Genomic DNA, 19,791 nt, shown 5'->3' with positions numbered 1-19,791 from the left:
GTGTTTAACTTACCTTAATACTTTATGAACAAGGCAAAACGTGTTTATATACGCCTATAAGAGTAAAAAATAACAAAAGGATAAAAACATGAGCGCTTTTAGGCTGTTAGTTGTCTTTATTTGTTGTGCGGCATTAGTCCCAACAAGTTACGCCGAGCAGGGCTATCAAACCCCATCACCCGAACTTGCAGCATTGGTTGACGCTAAGTTAGCACCCACTAGTTACTTATCGAGCGATGGCCAGTGGCTAGCGCTTTTTGAGCGCAAACGTGTAGTAACCCTTGATGAACTTGCAAAAGAAGAGCTTAAGCTTGCAGGTATTAAGCTAAACCCCGCTAATTTTTCGCGCTCTCGTGTGAGTGCCAAATTTAGTGCCGTGGAGCTAAAGCATGTTCAAAGCGGGTCGGTTATTAGCATTAACAACTTACCTAATGGCATTATCCGCTCACCTAAATGGTCATCTAATAGTAAATATTTAGCCTTTGTTGTTGAGCAACCAACCCAAGCCAACTTATGGCTTTACAGCGTTGAAACCAAACAAGCAAAAGAGTTAACTAGTGCTGCGTTAAATTCGGTACTAACTGCATCGCCATATAAATGGCTGCCAGATAGCAGCGCCATTGTTGCAAATCTTGCTGTTAATTTTGGTAAACCAAGGCTTGAAAATAACAGCCAAAATGTAGTGCCTGTTATTCAACAAAGTACTGGTGAAAAAGCGCCAGCACGTACTTACCAAAATTTATTAACCAGCCCGTTTGATGAATCACAGTTTAAGTTTTACGGGCAAGGGCAATTGGCTTACATAACGCTTGATGGCAATACTCAAGCAATAGGTAGCCCTTCTTTATTTAAATCGTTTTCAGTATCACCTGATTCTACCAATATTTTAGTTGCCGGTATTAATGAGCCGTTTTCGTATCAAGTGCCTTACAGCCGCTTTGCAAGCACGTGGCAAATATGGGGCATGCGCGGCTATGCATTAGCAGAGCTGGCAAAACAGCCACTTGCCGATAATATTCCACAAGGTTACGACAGTGTACGCACTGGCCGCCGTGATTTTGAATGGCGAGCCGATCAAGGCGCTGAAGTTATTTGGGCCGAGGCGCAAGATGGCGGCGACATGAAAACCGACGTTGAGCATCATGATTATGTTTACAGCTTACGTGCACCATTTAAACGCGAGCCTAAATTATTTGCCAAAGTAGAGCGCCGTTATGCGGGAATGGAGTGGGGCAACGAAAACGTAGCCATGCTGACAGACTGGCGCTTTAGCGATCGCCAAGTACGCACCTTTGTTGTACAACCTCGAAATGCCGACAGAAACCGCGTGCTATTTTCAGAGCGTAGTTACAACGACGCGTACAAAGACCCGGGTAATGCCATTTACGAGCGCAACGATTTAGGCGCAAACGTAATTAAAATTGTAGGCGGGCGTTATATTTACCTGCGCGGTAATGGTGCTTCAGAGCAAGGTAATGTGCCGTTTTTAGATAGGTACGATGTTAAAACAAATAGCAGCAAGCGTTTATGGCAATCAGAAGCGCCATACTATGAGCGTGTTCGTGCACTACTTGATGACGAAGGTGAGCGCTTTATTACTATTCGCGAATCTAAAACTGAGCAACCTAACTTTTTTATACGTGATTTAGATAACGACACGTTAACGCAACTAACGACATTTGAGCACCCGTACCCTGCATTTAAAGGTGTAACTAAAGAGCAATTACGTTATAAACGCGACGACGGTGTTGAGCTTTCGGGCACGCTTTATTTACCACCAGGGTACGATAAAACACAAGGCCCGTTACCGGTACTTATGTGGGCTTACCCACTTGAATACAAAGATAAAGCGGTTGCATCGCAAGTACGCGAATCGCCTTATGCGTTTACCTACATTGGTTATTGGGGCCCAATGCCTTACCTTGCTAAAGGTATTGCCGTGTTTGACGACCCTAAAATGCCAATAGTGGGTATTGATGGCAGCGAGCCAAACGATAACTTTAGAAAGCAGTTAGTATCAAGTGCGCAAGCAGCTGTTGACGTATTAGTTAAAAAAGGCATTGCCGATAAAAACAAGATAGCCATAGCAGGGCACTCGTATGGTGCATTTATGGTTGCTAACTTATTGGCTCATAGCGATTTATTTAAAACAGGTATTGCCCGCAGTGGCGCGTATAACCGCACATTAACGCCGTTTGGTTTTCAAGGAGAAGAGCGTGATTTTTGGCAAGCACAAAGTGTGTACGCTGATATGTCGCCGTTTTTCCATGCTGAAAAAATTAACGAGCCAATGCTAATGATCCACGGCCAAGAAGATCCTAATTCAGGAACCTTCCCAATGCAAAGTGAGCGCATGTACGCAGCCCTTAAAGGTTTAGGTAAAGATGCTCGCTTAGTAATGCTCCCTTATGAAGCACATGGTTACCGTGCGCGTAAAAGCTTATTACATGTGTTGTGGGAACAAGAACAGTGGTTAGATAAGTATTTGTTAAATGATACAGCAGAGCCAGTAGAGGTTATTACTGACCCCGTGGTAAGTGCTGGTCAATAGTAATAAAAATGAGTAAGCAACAGCGCGGCTACTTATAGCCGCGTTTTTGCTTTTAATATGAGAGTAAATTAATGATTGATGTAGCAGCACTTGCGGTTTTTATTCCTACCTTCTTTTTTGTGTCGATAACGCCAGGTATGTGTATGACCCTTGCCATGACACTCGGTATGAGCATTGGCGTGCGCCGCACATTATGGATGATGATAGGTGAGCTGTTAGGTGTAGCAAGTGTTGCTATAGCTGCGGTATTAGGCGTTGCAAGCGTAATGCTAAATTACCCAGATGTGTTCGCTATTTTAAAGTGGGTAGGCGGTGCGTACTTAATTTATATTGGCGTTAACATGTGGCGAGCCAAAGGAAAAATGTCGGTCGATACCTCAAAACCAAGTGACGTAAGTAGGAAGTCGTTATTTACGCAAGGTTTTGTAACCGCAATTGCTAACCCTAAAGGGTGGGCGTTTATGATTTCACTACTGCCACCCTTTATAAGTGTTGAGCATGCTGTAGCCCCTCAGCTTTTAGTATTGCTTGGTGTTATAATGACCACCGAGTTTTTAAGTATGTTAGCTTACGCAACAGGCGGTAAAAGCTTACGTTTATTTTTAAGCCGTGGTGATAATATTAAATGGATGAACCGTATTGCTGGTAGCTTAATGGGGTTAGTTGGAATTTGGCTTATTTTTGGTTAGCTCAAAAAGTGGTTGATATTGTCAATTAATTTGTTATAGTTGATTTTGTCATCTATTTAACGCTTAAGGCATGCCCAAAAATGAGTACACCCGTATCAGCAAACCCAGTAATGGTTGAGCCTAAAAAAACACCTGTAATTTATAAAATACTGGTTATGGTAAGTATTATTACCTTAATTGGCGGTACTCTAACTGGCATTATGACTTATGTGAATGTGGGTGTTACAGAGCATTTTTATGCAGATTGGTTTACCTCATTTATAAGTGCAGTATTGGTTATGGCGCCTGTTGGTTTTGTAATGATGACCTTAATGCATAAGCTAGTTAATAAGTTATTGCCTAGTAGTAGCGAGCTAAAACGTAATTTAGTGATTAGTGTTTTTATGGCGCTGATCATGGAGTCGGTTATGGCGTTTGTTACCGCTACTAATAATATTGGCTATGCAGATATGCGTGTATTTGTAACTGGATGGGCTGAAGGGTTATTAGCCGCATTACCAATAGGTTTAACTATAATGCTGATAATGTCGGTTACGGTAAAACCTAAAATAGAACGCTTTTTAAAAAGCTAATAACAAAAAAGAGCCATTGGCTCTTTTTTGTTATTTAGTGTTTACCTGCTCTTTAAATTGCACGATTCAAAAAAGGTGCTGTTCGGCTTATTTTAGATTGGGCTACCTCTGTAGGTTTCCCTTGCGCTACAATTAAGCCGCCTTCTTCGCCAGCACCGGGTCCTACATCAATAACCCAGTCACTATTGCGGGCTACTTGCATATCGTGTTCAACCATAATGACGGTATTGCCAGCATCAACTAATTTATTTAACTGCGACATTAACATTGATACATCCGATGGATGCAGGCCTGTAGTTGGCTCATCAAGAATATAAAGTGTGTTACCGCGCTGCGTACGTTGCAGCTCCGTTGCTAATTTAATACGCTGCGCTTCACCGCCCGAAAGCTCAGTGGCAGGTTGCCCTAAACGTAAATACCCAAGACCTACTTGCATAAGTGCATCGAGTGATCGCAGTATTGCAGGCTCATTTTCAAAAAAGGTATATGCCGATTCAACCGTTAAATCTAGAATATCGCTGATGTTTTTATCACGATATGTAACCTCAAGTGTTTGCTCGTTATAACGTTTGCCATGACACACTTGGCAAGGTGAATAAACGCTAGGTAAAAACAGCAGCTCTATACTCACAAAGCCAACGCCTTCACAGTTTTTACAGCGACCTTTAGCAACATTAAACGAAAAGCGACCAGCATCGTAACGGCGCTCTTTCGCTTTTTGGGTAGAAGCAAATAGTTTACGCACATGATCAAATAAACCCGTATAGGTAGCTAAGTTTGAACGAGGGGTACGGCCAATCGCTTTTTGATTTACGGTAATCAGGCGGCTTATATTATTTATTCCTTCAATGATTTTTCCGCTGGTGTGTGTTTGCAGTTCTTGTTCGAGTAAGTCGGCTTCGTCGGTGGGGGCTTCCGGTATTACTTTTTGCCCAAGTGCTTCGTAAACAAGTTCTACTAACGCTTGGCTTACTAGGCTTGATTTACCCGAGCCCGAAACCCCAGTAACGGTTGTCATAACACCCAGTGGAAATTCTGCATTGAGTTTTTTAAGATTGTTACGCTCAATATCAGCTAATTTTAACCACGCTTTTGGCTGCCTTTGCTCCTTTTTTTGCGCGCTGTTTTGAGTAGACTCTTGACTGGCGTTTTTAGCAAAAAGGTGGCGGGCAGTGTGCGAATTTTTTACTTTACTTAACCCTTCAACAGGGCCGCTGTAAATAATGTTGCCACCATGCACACCTGCATCAGGGCCTACATCAACAATCCAATCGGCATGTTTAACAACGCTAACATCGTGCTCAACAACAAATACAGAATTGCCAGCCGCTATTAGCTCATCAAGCGCTTTTAAAAGTGCTTGAGTGTCTGCAGGGTGTAAACCCGCTGAAGGTTCATCTAACACGTAAACTACCCCAAATAATTTAGAGCGAATTTGTGTGGCAAGTCGCAACCGTTGTAGCTCTCCGGGTGAGAGCGTTGGCGTTGTACGCTCAAGCGACAAGTATCCTAAACCAAGCATGGTTAGTGCTTCAATACGGGTGAGTATATCGCTGGCAATGCGCTGCGTAACAATGGCTTGCTCTGGATTTTTTGTATTCTTATTTACTTTGGTGCTGGCGGCATTACTTAATTTTTTAGCAAGTTCGTTTAATGTAAGTTGAGATAGCTCGCCAATATCGAGCCCTGCAAATTTAACACTTAACGATGCTTGTTTTAATTTTTTACCTTGGCAAGTAGGGCACTGCGATATTTGCATAAACTGCGATACGCGCTTTTTAGTACGCGGGCTTTGGGTAGTAGCAAAAGACTGTAAAACAAAGCGTTTAGCGCTTGAAAAAGTTCCCATGTAGCTTGGATCTTCGTTATTTTTTATCGCATTCTGTGTTTGCTCATAGGTGTAATCTGGGTATACCGGCACAGTAGGTGTTTCGTCGGTAAATAAAATCCAATCCCGTGCTTTTTTAGAAAGTTTGTTCCAAGGTGTGTCTATGTCATAACCAAGGGAAGTAAGAATACGGCTTAGGTTTTTACCTTGCCATGCTGGTGGCCACGCTTCAATGGCGCGCTGGCGAATAGTTTTTGTATCGTCTGGCACAAGTAGCTTTTCGGTTACTTCAAACACTCGGCCTATTCCTGAGCATTCTGGGCACGCACCTTGTGGCGTATTCGGCGAAAACGCATCAGCATAAAGTATACCTTGGTCTTTTGGGTATTCACCTGCGCGTGAGTAAAGCATACGTAGCGCGTTAGAAATAGTTGTTATGCTGCCAACGGATGAGCGAACCGACGGTGCGCCGCGTTGCTGCTGCAAAGCAACGGCAGGCGGTAGCCCTTCAATAGAATCAACATCGGGCTCATCAACTTGATCTATCAACCTTCGGGCGTAAGGCGATACTGAATCAAGATAACGGTGCTGCGACTCAGCAAACAGCGTTCCAAACGCAAGCGACGACTTTCCAGAGCCCGATATTCCTGTAAAAACAACCAATGCGTTACGAGGTAAATCAACGTCTACATTTTTTAAGTTGTGAACGCGTGCCCCTCTTACTTGAATGCTATTACTGGGATCAGATAAATCCATTGTTGAGTTTTTATGTGTGCTTGCCATACTTTTATACTCCTGTTTAATCGCGCTTTTTACTTTAAGTTAGCTTTAATTATTTACTCTTATCACTCGTTATTACCTCAAAGTAGCGCAAGCACACTGAATGAGCGCTTAGTCTGTAGTGGTTCAGCCAAAGCGCTGGATAAAATTGTGATGATTGTTTGTTTACATAATAGGTATGGAATGCGAATATAATTTAAACAGTTATTGTTATGTAATTTATTAGGTAATTTACTAGGTAATAAAAAGGAACTAACAGTGAAGAAAGCCTTAGTGATCATTTTATTGGTGCTTTCGTGGGCAACCCAAGCCGACTCTATAAAAGCGCTAAATGTTGACCGTGCAGTACCAAATAGCATGCACTTATCGTTTGCAAACGATAGCAACATAACCCCTAAAAAAGGGGATTTTAAAATCGTTAATTATGTATTAATGAGCAATGAAGAGGGCGAACGCTGGGCTGTTATAACGCTAACTAACTTATCGTCGGGCAATCGAGAATTAGGCGAGGAGCACTTACTTGCACTTTTTGCTGACGGCAGCCGATTTATGCCAATGGAATTTAAACTCGGTTTTAAAGGCAACGAAACACAATCGGTAACTGTATCGTTTGCCGATTATAAATTCCCTATTTTAAGTGTGTATTCGAGTAACGACCAGTAGCATATTGGATAAGTTAAATATGCAGCAATTGCTTTAACTTATCTGCGCCGGCTCTGCTGGTGCTTAGTTCAGATTTAATATCGTCATTTACAATCACCATAAGTTTGCCATTAAACCAGCGCTGTATTTCTTTAATGTGGTCAATATTAACCAAATAACTGCGGTGGATTCGTACAAAGTTATGTGCTGCTAAAGCATGCTCAAGCTGATCAAGTGTATCGCTTAAATGATGAAATGTATCGCCATTCCACGCCAAACTATTGCCCTGCTCCGATTTAATAAATTTAATATTACTAGGGGAGAGTAAAAATATCCGCTCACCGTTTTTACTAATGAGCTTATTTATAGTGTTTTTGGTTAATGTAAACGTTTGCTCGTTGGGTTCGTGATTGACTAGGGTATGTGCACGTTGTTGCTCTAGTTGCTGCTGCGCTTTGGCGAGAGCTTTTTTTAGCCTAGCAATAGGAAAAGGTTTGAGTAAGTAGTCAGTTGAGGCGTGCTCAAAAGCTTCAATAGCAAATTGGTCATACGCGGTTGTGTAAATAATAATGGGCTGGTAGTTAAGTAAATCAATAAGCTCAAGGCCGTTAATTTCAGGCATTTGAATATCAAGTAATACCACATCAGGGGTCAACTCATTGATTAATGTAATAGCCTCTTTGCCATGTGTAGCCATAGCCACCACTTCAACATGCTCCATTAAACTTAATTGATGGCTTAATTTTTCGCGAGCGGGAAGCTCGTCATCGGCAAATAATACGCGCATTTTAGTAATAGTATGTTGCTGTTTTTTGCTGTTCATAGTGCTAGCTCCAACGTAACCACTGCACCATTATTATTGCTCAGTAGTACCTTACTTTTACCAAGTTGTTTGACGCGCTTGAGTATGTTTTTCATCCCTACACCATTGCCATGCCCGTGCTTTATTACATCGCTCGAAAAACCCTTACCATTATCGCTAATTTGTATTTTAACGCCGTTTGGAAGCTCACTCAGGGTTATATTAAGTATTAGCGAAGTTTGGTTGGCGTTGTGTTTAATGGCGTTTTCAATAATTGGCTGAATCAGTAGCGGTGGTAGCGATATGTCTTTAAGCCTATTGGGAATATGGTAATTAACCTGAAGTTTATCGCCAAAGCGTGCTTTTTCAATATTTAAGTATTTTTCTATTATTGTAAGCTCTTGCTGTAAAGGTATTTGCTGTTGCTCGGCGGTATCAAGGGAGTACCTCAAAATATCAGCAAGCTCATGCAGTACTTCATCGGCTAAATCAGGGTTTGTATGAATATAGGCCGAAATTGTATTTAAGCTATTAAACATAAAGTGAGGGTTTAGTTGATATCGTAATGTAGCAAGTTGGGCTTGTTTAAGTGCGTGTTTTTCGGCTGTTGCGCGTTTTTTATTTTCAATAAAAATACTGGTAAAGTAAATACACGATCCCCAAAGTAAGCCGTTAAATACAACAAATACTCCCATCGATTTATGCCCATCAAAAAGTTGTGTGAGTAATATATCGGTAAGCACATTACCAAGTGCCATAAATACAACTGCAATTAACCATTCAAATGCTATTTTGTTAATGTGTTTATTGCGAAGGTAAAAAATAACCGCTGCCGCACTCCAAACAGGAACCCAGTAAAAAGTAACGAACCACACAGTTGCAGCGAGTGCACTACCAGTAGTAAAGGGTGCGGAGTTCGCGATTATTAGCCCAAGGGCATAAGCAATATCTACAATAAGTAGAGTAAAAAAGCTGTATTTATAAAATGGATGTTTGAGCATAGTATGTGCTTCTTTTTGTAAGTGATTAAACCATAACAAAAAACAGTCAAAACCCAAATGATTTTGTGTTTTGACTGCTACTCATTTAAAAGTAAGTTAGCTCTTTGATTTGTAGTGTGTTTTTTAATGACTCATTGCTTGCGCCTGGCATTTTACGCCACATTAAGTTAACCCCAGTTAATTCTGTTGCCGACCACGTAACTGGGCTACCAAAACCAAATTGTTTAAGTGTAGTGAAGGGAATATCAAGCGTGGTCCATTCATCGCGCGGCTTTAAAAGTACACTAAAGTGATCCCAATCCTTTACATCACTATGATAAACAGACAAAGCAAAAGGCGTGGTAGACCCTTTATACGTTAAGCGCAGACCTTTAAATGCTGAAGCATCAGCCGGTGATGTAAATTTTATTTCAGCGCCTGCCCACGCGCCAAAGCTTGTTGGCTTTGTAATGGTTGTATCTATAGTTAAGCTATTTTTATGCGTGGTAAGCGTTGCCACAGACTGACCACCCATTACCGAGTCGCTTAAGGCTTGCCATGGTGTATCACCGGTAAAATCATCAATAACATGCTGCGCTTGGCTGCTTTTAATTACTTCATTACAAGTGGGGCCTTGTGGCTTTATGGCTTTGTTTTGAGCAATAAGCGCTGGGCGGTCTACTTGTATACCTGCTTTATAAACCTCTGAGATTGTGTGAATATGGTTTATATCATCAAGTGGGTTTTGCTTAAGCAGTATAAAGCTTGCCTCAAAGCCTTTAGCAAGCTTACCAATACTATCTGCTTTATTGATCGCTTGTGCGCCGTTAACCGTTGCCGCATTAATTATTTCACCATTAGTTAGGCCCGCTTTTTTAAGTGCATCTAACTCGTTATGTAACCCTGTACCATGGATTGTGTATGGGTTTCCGGCATCAGAGCCGGTGCCTATAGTGATATTAGCTTTATGTAACTTTTGAATATTTGCATAAGCGGTTTTACGTTTACTCCATGCTTGTTCTTTCCATTTTGAAGGCGCAGGCACATTTTCAAACAAGCACTCTAGAAGCTTTTCGGGAATGGTTTTTAGTAACTCGTTTTGTGAGCTAATAGTATGGTTATGCTTTTCATCGCTATGGTTGTGGTACACCGCAAGGGTAGGAATGTAGGTTACATTATGCTGTTTCATTAGCGTAATAAACTCATCATCTATCGCTTCGCTATTAATACCGTGGGCTAAAGCCGTTGCACCGGCCTTAATAGCGCGTTTGCCATCATCTAGTGTAGAAACATGCACAAAATACGGTAAATTAGCCGCTTTAGAGCGCTTACCAAGATCGCTTAATTGGCTATCAGTCAACGATTTACCCACACCGCCAAAGGTTTCAATAACCGCTTTAGTTACATGGGGTTGGGTGCTTATATGTTTTTTCCATAGCGCTGCGATGTCTTCATTTTTGGCAATTTCGTAAGCGTTGCCACCAAACTGCGTGCCATGCCCGCCAGGGTTGGTAAACAATGTACCTGCATAAAAAAGGTTAGGGGTTAGTTGGGCTTCTTCTAATTGAGCGGCTTCGTTTAGGGTTTGCTCAAACGAAAACAAATCAACAATGTTAGTTACGCCTAAATACAAATTAGAATTAAAGTGCGATTTAACCGGCAAATACTGAAACTCAGTAAAGTTACTGCCTGATGAACCCAAATGTACATGTAAATCAATTAAACCTGGTATTGCATATTGGTTGTTGGCATCAATAGTTTTATCGGCGTTTTGTAGTGGGTCGGTCGCTTTGGCAACGTTTACAATTTTACCATCGTCAATATAAAGCGAACTCGGCGCAGAAAAGCTTTGCGAATTACTTTGGTATACACGAATATTGTCGACTCGCAGGTCAATGGCATGCGCACTAAAGTGGCTTGTTAAACTCAGTGCTATAACTGTTTTTGTAATAATGTTCATGACTATATTCCTTATCAAAATAGGTATTTGGCGTTTTGTTGATAAGGAATTTAGCGAGTTTTTTAACCTGCTTCATTAATGTTTATCTGAATCGACATTATTTACCGTTGAACCGACACTAAAGTAAATAAACGTAGTGGTGCGCTCAGATTAACTGAACTAAATATTATGAATTAGCGATAGATCCCTTCGGCGGGTATGCCTATTTTAAAACAGGGTTTTAAAATTTAATCTTGTTTGAATGACTTTTAAAGGCGGCTAGGAGCGATTAACAGCCGCTCAAGCATCTTGTAATTGGAATCCATTTTTCTCTATAGCTGACGTTCGAACCTGCTTTACTAAAGCTAACTATTAGCCGAAAGCTGACATTAGTTTTTGTAAAAGAATAAACAGATTATTGGTAATTCAAACCAATATATACTGCATGTTTGAGGGGCTAGTGTAAGCTCGTTGCTGCCTTTGAACTTCCATCACTTGATGTTCATTTGAGCCTAAAGCAGTCAGTAATGAATTCGGTTTCAAGATCACTTTGTGAGTATAGAAGACACTAGCATTTAATTTTTACACAGATTTCTAATGAATTAATCATGTCAAATTACTGAAAATTATTAATAATAATGTAAATTAACTACTTAAATCGAGCAACCGTTAGTTAACAAAATCGACCCATTACTAACATTCTTTTTTTGAGGTGGTTTAACTATGGATGCCCTAGTTATGCTATAGGTGATTTTAGCAATTAAACACTAAACTCTTCCCTAAACGAGTGACAAAATTGGATCAAACGGGCACCTTTAAAGCTTTTGGGCTGGAAGACCTGTCTGATGGGGAAATTTTGCCATAGATTGACAGCTTAGTTATATTTAGGATGTCTGATTTGGTTCGACTCTCAAAATGAAAAACTAACTTGCTAGCACCAAATAAAATGTTTAAATTTAGCTGTTTAGCCTAATTGCAACCGCTGGTTGACAAATTAACAACTTGACTTGCTGGTCTGCAACTACCTGACTTTCTATGCTTACCGCTCAACAACAAATGAAGGAATGAACTTTATGATTTTAGCAGAAAAGATTGTCAGATTAAGAAAACAAGTTGGTTGGTCGCAGGAAGAATTGGCTGAAAAGATGAATGTTTCTAGGCAGTCAGTGTCTAAGTGGGAAAGCACTAATAGCATACCTGATTTAAATAGGATAATTATGTTGGCGGAGCTTTTTGACGTATCTACTGACTTTCTACTAAGAGATGAGAATGAAGCTTTTGATTCTCATGATGAAAATAAAAAGCCTGATATCATTCAAATTAGTTTAGAACAAGCAGCAAAATATATTGAAAATAAGATGGAAGTGTCAGCCTTAATCACTAAAGGAGTTATACTTTGTTTATGCTCAGTAGTACCTTTGTTTTTCTTCTTGGCAATGGCTGAAACCAATCGATTGAACCTGACAGGCAATATCGCAGCAGCGATAGGAGTTGTGTGTATTGTAGTTATGGTCTCTATGGGAATAAATTTTTTTCTCAGAGCCAACCAATATGAAAGCGATATAGCGGTAATAGATAATGAAGCATTTGAATTAGCCTATGGTGTACATGGTGTTTTCAATGAAAAATTAACAAAGTTCAGACCTACCTATAATCGAAGATTATCGTTGGGTATATTTATGTTCATTATCAGTTTTGCACCTCTTATGTTTGCTAGTATGCTTTTCAGAGGCCCAAGTATAACTCTAATGATGCTAATTGTACTTATGCTCATCATAGCCGCTGGGATATACATTGTGTCTCCTGTTGCGGCTAAATACGAGGCTTATAACAATATTCTTAAAGATGGGCCTCTAGATACTGTAAAGAGTAGACGTGTAAAACGTGCTGAAAAACTCGCTGCATTCTACTGGCCTTTGCTAATCGCTATCTTTCTTGGTTGGAGCTTATGGACTATGGATTGGGGCGTAACTTGGATAATTTGGCCTGTAGGGGCTGTACTTTTCGCTGCACTGGTTGGATTAATGGAGTTGCTGGATAAAGAAGAGTGATGAACATGATATGCATCTTTATCAGCGATACAAAAACCTAATCTTAACCAGTAACTTTCTAATATGGCAGAGATTAGGGGGATACAAATAAGTCATCTAAATATAAATACTTGAACAACCGCTATGCTGGCATTTTCGATCATCAATCTAGACCTAAATTCAAATACTATAAATGGCACTTTAGCGAAGTTCGGCTGTGAGCGTGAGGCAGACTGTGAGAAATTATGATGTATGAAGTCAATACTCGTCTCCTTGGTTATTACATTTTATGAACGTTCGTTACGAGCGTTCATGTTTTTTACTTTATATAAATGAATTATCCCCTATGGTAAGCTTTTAAAAGCATTGTCAATGCTCTTAAGCTACATAGATTTAATAGGTACTCTTAATTGCTTTTGAGGTTTGATGGTTTGCATTAATAGGCATAGTGATACCAAAGCCACACCTATCCAACCAATTATCTTAAACCTTTCACCAATAACGAAAACGGCTAAAACAGTTGCAACTAATGGTTCTATTAAGGTAATTAATGTCGCTTTACTTGCATTTATATAATTCAAGCCAAAACCAAATAATAAGTATCCTAAAAACATTGGAATTACTGCCATATACAAAGATACCAATGCATTGGTTGCGCTTGAAAATAAGTTATCACCTGTAAACCATAATGAAGGGAGTAACAATAAAGCAGCACAACCAAACAGTCCTGACATTGACGATTTCGAATGAACTCCACTTTCAATTAAACTCCTTGCTGCCCATGAATAACCTGCATAGGTTAATCCAGCAATACACCCCAAAAGAATACCCAGGCTCTGTTGATTAATACTGTATGAAGGATCATTACTCTGATCTCTACCTAACGTTAATAAAGTAATACCTATAGCTCCAATAACAAAACTCAGTACCCATTCCAGTGATATATTTTTTTTACTAATTAGGCTTTCAAGGATTGCAGCAAAAAAAGGTGCCGTAGCAATTGAAACTACAGTGCCAATTGCAACACCTGATAAACGCATTGAAGTATAAAATGCTAATGGATAGATAGCGACAGAAGCGGCACCTAAAAGTAATACCTTAGGCTGTGAAATCATGAGCTTATAATCTATAAATAACGTTTTTCGTGCTGTAATAACAAGTAGCACTCCCCCTATTCCCATAGAGAATGCACCAATTGCAAACGAACTCACATCAGGGGAATAGCTTGCTGCGGTGCCTGTTGTTCCCCACAAAAAACTAGCAATAATGATAGCAATTACACCTTTAAAACTTCCGTGATGACTTTGCATAGTGATACCTGTTTTTTATTATTTCAATACAGAAATTGTATGCTAATGATGAAAGGAGTTTTTAACAATTAAGACGCTATCGTTGACAATAAAGACTAAGTTTACTTTTTGAATTTATTAGGTGGTAGGCCAAAGAATTGTGAAAACTTTCGGCTAAAGGCTGACGGCTCTTTGTAGCCTACTTTTTCACCAATGATTGATAGTGGATAATCTGTGTGTGTTAGTAAAGCTTGCGCTTTTTCCATACGAAGTTTGGTTACGTATTTCATCACAGTCATATTTGTTTGTTGCTTAAATAGTTTCTTAAACTGCGTTTCGCTTAGAAAAGCAGATTCAGCCAGGCGTTTAATGTGAAGTTGCTCTGCAATATTTTGCTCTATGAAGGATATTGCTGTACCAATACGGTTATCTACTTTTGGCAATAAAGGTTGCTCTGCAAGCAGTAAACTGAACATTTCAAACATCGCCTGTTCTAATTGAGCATTAACTTTATTTTCTAATTGGTTTTCGATAAAGGTTAAGTAACTTTTAAGGGATGAGTTAATTGCAAAAACAATACAGTGAGAAGATGAAATATTTAGGGGTAGGCTTTTCATGTCCACAACTACAAATCTAGCTTCAGTATCTGCAGTGAACAAGTGCTCTTCATTGGCTTTAACTACAACACATTCACTTGGCGCAACTTTACCATTGAAATCACCAACGCATATATTTATGACACCACGTAAAGGTAAAACCAATTGATTAAAGTGATGTGAGTGACGGGTTGGTTTTGTGCTATAAGAACGAATGGATAATAGATTTTTCATAATAACAGAAATGTATGGCCTTATTTCATCCTGATTTTGGTTATACATAGTAGAGCAATGGATGACAAAGTGAAGTGTTAGTTTTATTGGCTCTTTAACTTAAACCTCAATGACTGCAATGGTGTGTGAGTTCACATGGCTTAGCAGTCCCACTCAAAGGCTTTGAAAGGTAATATCTGCTGTTGGCATTCTCCGCCACTCCACAACATAAAATGTAGATAATAATTGGCAAGGTATTTTACTGTGTCGGATGGCGCTTCGCTTATCCGACCTACACGTACACAAAGCCTCTTATTTGGCGTCTCTCACCGGTAAAATAAAGCGTTTACTCAATACTAATACCTTGTTTTAAAAGGTACTCCACTGCTTTATCAGTATGGGGCTTAAATGCTTTCCAGCGCCCAATTGCTTTATTGTTAAGTGGTTGGCGTACTTGTACTTTACTGGCGGTAGAGACCGGTGCGGTGTTTAAGTGAAAATCTATACATTGTGCTTGCCACTCTAAGTTACAAAAGCTGACTAACTCTTTAATTTGTTGCTCGGGCTGTGCGACTAATTCTTCGTATTTTACTAATTTTATATTGCTGTGCAGGGTACTAAAGTGCTGCATTAGTTTGTAAAAACAGCTGTAAAATTTTGCTGTGTCGAGTAAATCGAGCGAGTACGCGTAGTAGGGGTTATTAATGGTAAATAATTGGCGATAGTTGCCAATACAGGTGTCCATTGGATCGCGCAGCATACAAATTATTTTGGCGTTTGGCAGTGCTTTGGTTATTAAATCGATATAAAAAAAGTTAAACGGGAGCTTATCAATAAAGTGTTTATGGCTGCCTGTTATTACGCGTGTTGCGTTTAAATAGGTTGACCCAAGCTGATTAAAATCAAGCTCGTAGGCTTTACTGAGCGTTTGAGTGTCGAGCACATGGGGTGTTTGTGTTTGGCTCAGCTTTTTAACACTTAGGCCAAAGTCTTGTAATTCACCGGCTGATTGCACGTCGCTGTGGCTCGATAAAATACGCTCAACCAATGTGGTTCCAGAGCGGGGCATGCCTAATACAAAAATAGGTTCGGCCGTTGGGTTAGCTTGTGTTAGCGCTTGTGTGTGCTGCTCACTTAAGCGTTTAATATGTTCAAATAACTCAGTTGAGCTTTTATGATCAAACGGTTGTACAGCACGTTTTGCTAATTTACCTTGCTCTAACGCGTTAAAAGCCTCTGAAAATTCACCAAGATCTTGATACTCTTTTGCTAAAGCATGGCCAATATGCAGTTTTGCATCGGGGTGTGTTGCTTGCTCAAATACATTTTTTAAGCGCTCAATATGATTGTTTTGATTACTTACTTTAGTTAAATCACTTAATGCAAAATGACTTTGATGGTGCAGCTGGTTAAGCGCTATGGCATTTTCAAAAGCGTGTTGAGCTTTATCAAACAGTCCTAAAAATTTAGCGCTTACACCGTAGTTATAATAAAACGGGGGTTGAGCTTTGTTGGCTGTATTAGCCAGTTTAATAGCGCACTCAAAGTAGTTAAGTGCTTGTTCGTGAATGCCTGCTTGAGTAAGTGCAACGCCGAGTGTGTCGGCATCAAGTGCTTTAGTTATTTGCTTTAATGGCACCGATAGTGCGGTGTTTTTTGCTTTTTGTAATTCGCCAGTAAGTGCGTAACATTTAGCAAGTTGCGCGGTATATTCAATACTTTTGCCAAGGGTGAGGGCTTTTTCGATGAGCTTTATTGCTTTGTGTATTTGCCCAACAGTTAAATTAACCATTGCCAGCAAAAAATACCCATCAGCAAAGTCTGGTTTGAGTGTAACTAACTCCACTAGGGCTTTGTGTGCTTGCTCTATTTTACCTTGGTTTAGGGAGTGTATTGCGCTTTGATGAAGTTGCTTTAAATTTGGCTGCATGGTTTTTGGTAATTATTTTGTGAAAGAAAATAAAAAGGCTCAAATAAATTTGAGCCTTAAAACATTGTTTAAAAATTACTATAAATTATATTTCAAATTTGTAGTTAAATTTAACACCTACCGTAAGCGGGCGATTAATGTAATGGCCGTAGTTACGTTGTATATCGGCACCATTTGCTGATGTTATATCGGCATCTGAACGACGAACTGAAGTAACTGCGTATTTGTTGAATAGGTTATCAACATATAGGGTCGTTGACCATGCATCAGCTGTTAATTTAGCTGATATATTACTTAAGCTGTAACCTGGTAGTGTTTCGCCATTGTCATGCAAGCCAACTCTTGTAATTACATCGCTTTGCGCGGTTAGACCGTAGTTAATATCAAGCGTTTTGTCGTTAAATACATCTGTTTGATAGTTTACACCCATTGAGAACTGATGCTCTGGAGAGCCTGGTAAACGGTCGCCGTCTTCTGCGCCATCGGTACCATCAGCATTAAACAAAAATGGTGCATCTGATGTTAGCTCTGCTTTTGTATAAGCATAGGTTGCATAAACTGAAAACGAGTCAGATAAAATGGCACGGGTAGATATTTCAATCCCTTTTGCGTTAGCGCTACCTGCGTTAGATAAGTACGGTAGTTGGCCTACATCAGTAGCGCCCGCAATTTGTGCATCATCCCAATCTACGTTAAATAGCGCGGCGTTAAAATGAAGTTGGCTTCTAAACCAGGTGCTTTTAAATCCTAACTCGTAGTTTGTTGTTGTATCGGCATCGTAAAGCATTTCTTCTGGACTACCACAACCTGCTTGGTTAGCTGGTAATGGATCAGGACACGGTGCTAAACCATTTGAACCGCCGATTCTAAATCCTTCACTTACCGTTACATAGCCCATGACTGAATTTGTGAATTGGTATTTAGCATTAAACTTAAAGAGGCTGCCGTTATCGTCAGCTTCATTTTTTTCAAAGTTTAATGAAATAGCATCAGGTGCTGCGTCATCAAATAAGGTATTAAATAATGGAAAATCTACAGCTGACTCAGATTCAACGTCGTATTGGTATAAACGCATACCTAAAGTTACGTCTAGTTTTTCTGTTACTTGGTAGCCTATTTCGCCAAACAAAGCTGATTCTGTTATTTCGGTACGATCTACCGAGAAGTACTCAAGTTGATCTGGGCGAGACTGCGAAGCGCCAAAGTTTTCTACTGCAAAGTCACCAAAGCCAGGCGTAAACTCTTTACTAGAAGCATCCGTTTCTATTTTGTTGTAAAACGCACCAACAATCCAGTTTAAGTCGCTATCGCCTTGCGATACTAAACGCAGCTCTTGTGTGAAGGTGTCTTCTTCTTCAATCTCACGCGTGAAAGATGAAAACGCTGGGAATTCTTCATAGCCATAATCAAGGCGAATAAGTAAGTCTGTTTGATCGCGTTGACCGTCGGCATCAAAGCTCGAAATACCAGTAGCCGATACTAGCTCTGCAAAACCTAAATCGGCTTTTAGTTCAAGGCTTAGTAATTGGTCTTTTTTCTCGCGCGGCTCTTCAAAGCGATAAGCCGATTCGTATTTACCTATTACGTCGCTTAAACCGTTGTTTGAATTAAGGCTGTTGTAATGAACAATCGAGCGGCCTTCGCTGTCTTGGTTTTGGTAAAAGTAGTTAAGCGTACCTTCAAACGATTCATTTGGTTTAAAGCGAACAGAAATACGACCTGTAGTGGTGGTTTCGCCGTTGGCGTCTTTTACATTTTTAAGGTTGTTACTAACTGCTGAGCTATCGCTCCAATCTGGATCTGGCAACGATACGCCAGGCTCACGTACTACGTAGCCGTAATCGATAAAACCGGGGTCTTCATATACGTTTAAGCTGGCGCGTACTGCTAATTTATCTTCAATAATAGGAAGGTTAAATATAAAACCGCCTTCGCCACCTAAAGAGTCACTTTCTTTTGTTTGAAACAGGTCGCCGTAAACTTCAAGCGATGTAAAATCAAGCTCAGGCTGTTTAAGCATGTAGCGAATTGCACCGCCTAATGTGCCTGCACCATAAAGGGTGCCCTGTGGCCCAATTAATACTTCAACGCGCTCAATATCTACTAGGCGCATATCTACCGAAACTGGAATTTCGTTTATATAAGTAGATACTGTGCCGCCATCTGACGATGGACCAGAAGAATTTGTATTTAAACCACGAACAATAATAGGCGAGCCTGAGCGGCCACCTTGATCAGTAATTGTTAAACCAGGTACCCAGCGTGCTACATCCGCAAGCTCATTGATATTTTGATCTTTCATAATATCTGCATCAAGAGCGGTAATATTTAGCGGTGCATTTTGCACAGAGCCGCTGCGCCTTGTTGCTGTAACTTCAATTACTTCGAGTGATTTGTTTTTAGCGGCAACTTCTTCTTCTTGAGCAAGAGCGGCATTTGGTAATAAAAATACGCTAGAAACAGCGCTCGAAATAGCCAAGGTTAACAAGCTTGGTTTAAACATAAAAAGTGATCCCCAGTTCAAATGTTTTACATTAGTAAATTAAGTTAAGTAGTTTATCAGGGAGTGAAGTAGCTGGGAATATTTAAATTGAATTTTAATTCACTTTTATAGAATAAATATGGCTTATTTTCAGGGTTTTTATTTGGTTAATAGGCAATACAAGCAATAGCTTAGTGGAATTAGGTACAGTTAGGTTAAAAATTACACCCTTGTTTAAAGGTAAATAGTCATTCATGTTTTAAAGCTGGTGTTATGACGTGCTCGTTAAACAAATTATTACATTAAAATTAATATTTCATAATGTCATTACTTATACTTTTATTAGCACTATTAAAGTGTATTTTGATCCCCATTAAGGATGTTAAGTCGCCATTATTAGTGACAGTTTAAGTTATTGAGTGAGCGTGTTTGATTGCCGCTTCGTATTCTATTTTTTGTTTTGTCCGC

13 protein-coding genes are annotated in these 19,791 nt (G+C 39.9%); 5 read left to right on the top strand and 8 right to left on the bottom strand.

Annotated features, from left to right (window positions below):
• Nucleotides 1-88 precede the first annotated feature (88 nt).
• The 3 genes from H5118_RS00780 (at nt 89) to H5118_RS00770 (ending at nt 3,812) form a co-directional block, all read left to right on the top strand.
• Complete coding sequence (locus tag H5118_RS00780) at nt 89-2,551, top strand: prolyl oligopeptidase family serine peptidase (RefSeq protein WP_182747384.1); 2,463 nt, start codon at nt 89-91, stop codon at nt 2,549-2,551.
• Between the two features lie 71 nt (nt 2,552-2,622).
• Nucleotides 2,623-3,240: a LysE family translocator gene (locus H5118_RS00775; RefSeq protein WP_182716827.1), complete on the top strand. Its 618-nt coding sequence runs from the start codon at nt 2,623-2,625 to the stop codon at nt 3,238-3,240.
• Nucleotides 3,241-3,320: 80 nt separating this feature from the next.
• Nucleotides 3,321-3,812, top strand: coding sequence for a DUF2798 domain-containing protein (locus tag H5118_RS00770; RefSeq protein WP_182692473.1), 492 nt, complete (start codon nt 3,321-3,323; stop codon nt 3,810-3,812).
• 52 nt (nt 3,813-3,864) lie between these two features.
• Here the strand turns inward: H5118_RS00770 and uvrA are convergent, their stop codons facing one another.
• Nucleotides 3,865-6,423: an excinuclease ABC subunit UvrA gene (gene uvrA / locus H5118_RS00765; protein WP_182747383.1), complete on the bottom strand. Its 2,559-nt coding sequence runs from the start codon at nt 6,421-6,423 to the stop codon at nt 3,865-3,867.
• Nucleotides 6,424-6,678: 255 nt separating this feature from the next.
• On the opposite strand from uvrA, the gene H5118_RS00760 reads away from it, so the two are divergent.
• Complete coding sequence (locus H5118_RS00760; RefSeq protein WP_182747381.1) at nt 6,679-7,083, top strand: hypothetical protein; 405 nt, start codon at nt 6,679-6,681, stop codon at nt 7,081-7,083.
• A 13-nt stretch (nt 7,084-7,096) separates the two neighbouring features.
• On the opposite strand, the gene H5118_RS00755 is transcribed toward H5118_RS00760, so the two are convergent.
• Genes H5118_RS00755 through H5118_RS00745 form a run of 3 tightly spaced genes read right to left on the bottom strand, consistent with a single transcriptional unit; the run spans nt 7,097 to nt 10,804 of the window.
• A complete protein-coding gene (locus H5118_RS00755) occupies nt 7,097-7,885 on the bottom strand; it encodes a LytTR family DNA-binding domain-containing protein (RefSeq protein ID WP_182747379.1) in 789 nt (262 codons plus the stop codon).
• Entirely contained in the window at nt 7,882-8,922 is a 1,041-nt protein-coding gene (locus H5118_RS00750) for a sensor histidine kinase (protein ID WP_182724058.1), read from the bottom strand. Before H5118_RS00750 ends, H5118_RS00755 begins: the two co-directional genes overlap by 4 nt.
• Before the next feature lie 28 nt (nt 8,923-8,950).
• A complete protein-coding gene (locus H5118_RS00745) occupies nt 8,951-10,804 on the bottom strand; it encodes a CIA30 family protein (RefSeq protein WP_182747377.1) in 1,854 nt (617 codons plus the stop codon).
• Between the two features lie 1,052 nt (nt 10,805-11,856).
• Between H5118_RS00745 and H5118_RS00740 the strand changes: the two genes are divergently transcribed.
• Nucleotides 11,857-12,834 carry a helix-turn-helix domain-containing protein gene (locus tag H5118_RS00740; protein WP_182711697.1) on the top strand — a complete coding sequence of 326 codons (978 nt, stop codon included), beginning with the start codon at nt 11,857-11,859 and terminating at the stop codon, nt 12,832-12,834.
• A 362-nt stretch (nt 12,835-13,196) separates the two neighbouring features.
• Here H5118_RS00740 and H5118_RS00735 read toward each other — a convergent pair whose 3' ends face one another.
• From H5118_RS00735 to H5118_RS00720, 4 genes are all read right to left on the bottom strand, one after another.
• Nucleotides 13,197-14,123: a DMT family transporter gene (locus tag H5118_RS00735; protein WP_182724055.1), complete on the bottom strand. Its 927-nt coding sequence runs from the start codon at nt 14,121-14,123 to the stop codon at nt 13,197-13,199.
• A 101-nt stretch (nt 14,124-14,224) separates the two neighbouring features.
• Nucleotides 14,225-14,932: an AraC family transcriptional regulator gene (locus H5118_RS00730; RefSeq protein WP_182747499.1), complete on the bottom strand. Its 708-nt coding sequence runs from the start codon at nt 14,930-14,932 to the stop codon at nt 14,225-14,227.
• A gap of 325 nt (nt 14,933-15,257) precedes the next feature.
• Complete coding sequence (locus tag H5118_RS00725; RefSeq protein ID WP_182747375.1) at nt 15,258-16,841, bottom strand: tetratricopeptide repeat-containing sulfotransferase family protein; 1,584 nt, start codon at nt 16,839-16,841, stop codon at nt 15,258-15,260.
• Nucleotides 16,842-16,926: 85 nt separating this feature from the next.
• Complete coding sequence (locus tag H5118_RS00720) at nt 16,927-19,344, bottom strand: TonB-dependent receptor (RefSeq protein WP_182747374.1); 2,418 nt, start codon at nt 19,342-19,344, stop codon at nt 16,927-16,929.
• Nucleotides 19,345-19,791 lie beyond the last annotated feature (447 nt).

This window comes from Pseudoalteromonas sp. SR41-1 (genome assembly GCF_014164015.1).
GTDB lineage: Bacteria > Pseudomonadota > Gammaproteobacteria > Enterobacterales > Alteromonadaceae > Pseudoalteromonas > Pseudoalteromonas distincta.
Note: the sequence above shows the minus strand (reverse complement) of the source record. Positions and strands in the feature narration are given on the sequence as shown.